Annotated in this window: 4 protein-coding genes; all 4 read left to right on the forward strand. The window is 44.8% G+C overall.

Features of this window, described 5'->3' with window-relative positions:
- Positions 1–1,451: class I tRNA ligase family protein (locus tag AB4496_RS22590; RefSeq protein ID WP_372132041.1), on the forward strand; the 1,451-nt coding region annotated here is incomplete at its 5' end.
- Between the two features lie 158 nt (positions 1,452–1,609).
- A complete protein-coding gene (gene lspA, locus AB4496_RS22595) occupies positions 1,610–2,110 on the forward strand; it encodes a signal peptidase II (protein ID WP_009848445.1) in 501 nt (166 codons plus the stop codon).
- Positions 2,111–2,304: 194 nt separating this feature from the next.
- The gene (gene fkpB / locus AB4496_RS22600) at positions 2,305–2,736 is read left to right on the forward strand and encodes an FKBP-type peptidyl-prolyl cis-trans isomerase (protein WP_009848446.1); all 432 of its coding nucleotides are present in this window, start codon (positions 2,305–2,307) and stop codon (positions 2,734–2,736) included.
- Between the two features lie 175 nt (positions 2,737–2,911).
- A partial coding sequence (locus AB4496_RS22605) for a hypothetical protein (RefSeq protein WP_372132042.1) occupies positions 2,912–3,004 on the forward strand: 93 nt, incomplete at its 3' end.

The following is a 3,004-nucleotide window of genomic DNA, read 5'->3' on the forward strand; positions in this document are numbered from 1 at the left end:
GGTGTATCTCTCGTCAACGTACTTGGGGTGTGCCAATTGCTCTGTTCGTTCATAAAGAAACATCAGAACTTCATCCAGATAGCCCAACTCTTATTGAAAAAGTAGCGAAGCTTGTGGAAGAAAAAGGCATTCAAGCTTGGTGGGATGTAGATGCTGCTGAACTGATGGGTGCTGAAGACGCTGACAAGTACGAGAAAGTACTTGATACGTTAGACGTATGGTTCGACTCAGGTGTAACGCACTTCTCTGTTGTGGATTCTCGTGAAGAGTACAACTTCCCGAATGAAGAAAGAACGCACAGTGCTGATCTTTACCTTGAAGGTTCTGACCAACACCGTGGCTGGTTCCAGTCTTCTTTGATTTCATCTATCGCGATGAAAGACGAAGCACCATACAAGCAAGTGCTAACGCACGGTTTCGTGGTTGATGGTAACGGCCGTAAGATGTCTAAATCTATCGGTAACGTTGTTGCTCCTAAAGATGTAACGAACAAACTAGGCGCAGATATTCTACGTCTATGGGTTGCTTCTACGGATTACACTAACGAAGTTGCGGTTTCTGACGAGATTCTTAAGCGTTCTGCTGATGCTTACCGTCGTATTCGTAACACGGCTCGTTTCTTCCTAGCGAACTTGAACGGTTTCAACCCTGAAACTGACCTAGTTCCTGCTGAAGAAATGGTAGCACTTGATCGCTGGGCTGTTGGCCGTGCTCAAGCTGCACAAGAAGAGATCGTTAAAGCATACGGTGAGTACAATACTCACGGTGTAACTCAACGTCTAATGCAGTTCTGTTCTATCGAAATGGGTTCTTTCTACCTAGACGTAATTAAAGACCGTCAGTACACAGCGAAGCAGGGCAGCCATGCTCAACGTAGCTGCCAAACGGCGCTTTACTACATCGTAGAAGCTCTAGTTCGTTGGATGGCTCCTATCATGTCGTTCACTGCAGATGAAATCTGGAACGAGATGCCAGGCGAACGCGACACGTTTGTATTCACAGGCGAGTGGTTCGAAGGCCTATTTGGTCTTGCTGACGACGAAGAGCTAAGCAACGAATTCTGGACTGAAATCCAGTCAGTTCGTGGCGCAGTGAACAAGCTTCTTGAAGATGCTCGTAAAGAGAAAACAATCGGTGGCGCTCTGCAGGCTGAAGTTACTCTATACGCTGACGATGCACTAGCGGCAAAAATCAACAAGCTAGAAGATGAGCTACGTTTCGTACTTATTACTTCTGCTGCGGTTGTTAAACCACTTAGCGATAAGTCTGATACAGCTCAAGCGACAGACGTTGAAGGTCTGTACGTTGAAGTTGCAGCAACTGAAGCTGAGAAGTGTGACCGTTGCTGGCACCACACTCCAGATGTAGGCACAATTGAAGGTCACGAGAAAGTTTGTGGTCGTTGTGTGTCGAACATCGACGGTGAAGGCGAAGTGCGTAAGTACGCATAACGACTCAGAGAAATACTGAACTTTTTGTAAAAATCATAGCCCCAGTACCAACTGGGGTTATTTTTAATTATAGGAAATGTGTTTAGCCAAGTTTGGTAATCAAGGTCACTTAAATTGAGTAACAGTGAATACCAACTTCGTAAATACTAGGAATAGAAATGAGTGAAGTTTCGTTAAAACAATCTGGTGTGCGTTGGTTATGGTTGGCCCTACTAGTCTTCCTTGCTGATATCGGTATCAAACTCTTTGTTATGGACAACATGGGTTATGGCTGGGCAAACCGCATTGAGGTGTTGCCATTCTTTAACTTTTTGTACGTGCATAACTACGGTGCAGCATTTAGCTTCTTGAGTGATCAAAGTGGTTGGCAGCGCTGGTTATTTACTGGTATCGCATTTGCGGTAACGGGGATGCTGACGTACTGGATGAGCAAGCTACCAGCAACAGATAAGTGGAACAACATTGCTTATGCGATCATCATTGGTGGCGCTGTTGGTAACGTGTTCGACCGTGTTGTACATGGCTTTGTCGTCGATTACTTAGACTTCTATTGGGGTACTTACCACTGGCCTGCATTTAACCTAGCGGATATGGGAATCTGTATCGGCGCCGCGATGATCATCTTAGATGGTTTCCGTAAGAAAGATGAAAGCCAATAGACTACTCAGACATTAATGAGTATCAAGCAAATCGCTTTGTAATAGATTGTCCTAAAGTCAGCCTATGACTCACAGAATAGAATAGCCCTAAGCGCTGTCGGTTGATTCCGACGGCGCTTTTTTTTATGCTGCAAGTAATATGAGAGCAAAGCAAAATGCATTCTCAAATAATAAAGAAATCTAAGGAAAGTAACGTGGCAGCAATTAAAAATGATTCAGCAGTAACTCTACATTTTACGATTAAAATGAAGGATGGTTCAGTTGCCGATAGCACCGAAAATATGGGTAAGCCCGCTAAGTTCGTGATGGGTGATGGCAGCCTAAGTGAGAACTTTGAACAGTGCCTGATTGGCCTTGAAACGGGGACTGAAAAATCTATCGAATTGAAGGCGGAAGACGCGTTTGGTATGCCAAATCCAGATCATATCCATCATATGGATCGTGCTAAGTTTGTTGGCGACTCTGAAGTCGAAGTTGGCACTATTATGGCTTTCTCTGGTCCTGACGGTATGGAAATTCCAGGTATTATCACTGAGATCGCGGGTGATTCAGTGACGGTTGATTTTAATCACCCATTAGCCGGCCAAGACGTTACGTTTGACGTTAACATCTTAGCTGTGGACTAAGTGTCTTAACGGTGGAGTAGCTATCTTAGCGGCTAATCACTATCTTAACAGTAGAATAACATCGCCTTACAGGTGTGATGCAACCCAGAGCTTCACTGTCTAGGCGCTTCACTGTAGAATGCGAACCTCGCTGACAGCGAACTCTATAGAAACAACCTTAGTACCGCGGTAAATGATGAGCAATGAAATGAAAATAATGTTAGCTAACCCTCGTGGCTTTTGTGCCGGTGTCGATCGTGCGATCAGCATCGTAGAGCGCGCTCTTGAA

It is taken from the genome of Vibrio sp. 10N.222.46.A1, from assembly GCF_041473595.1.
Lineage (GTDB): Bacteria > Pseudomonadota > Gammaproteobacteria > Enterobacterales > Vibrionaceae > Vibrio > Vibrio tasmaniensis_A.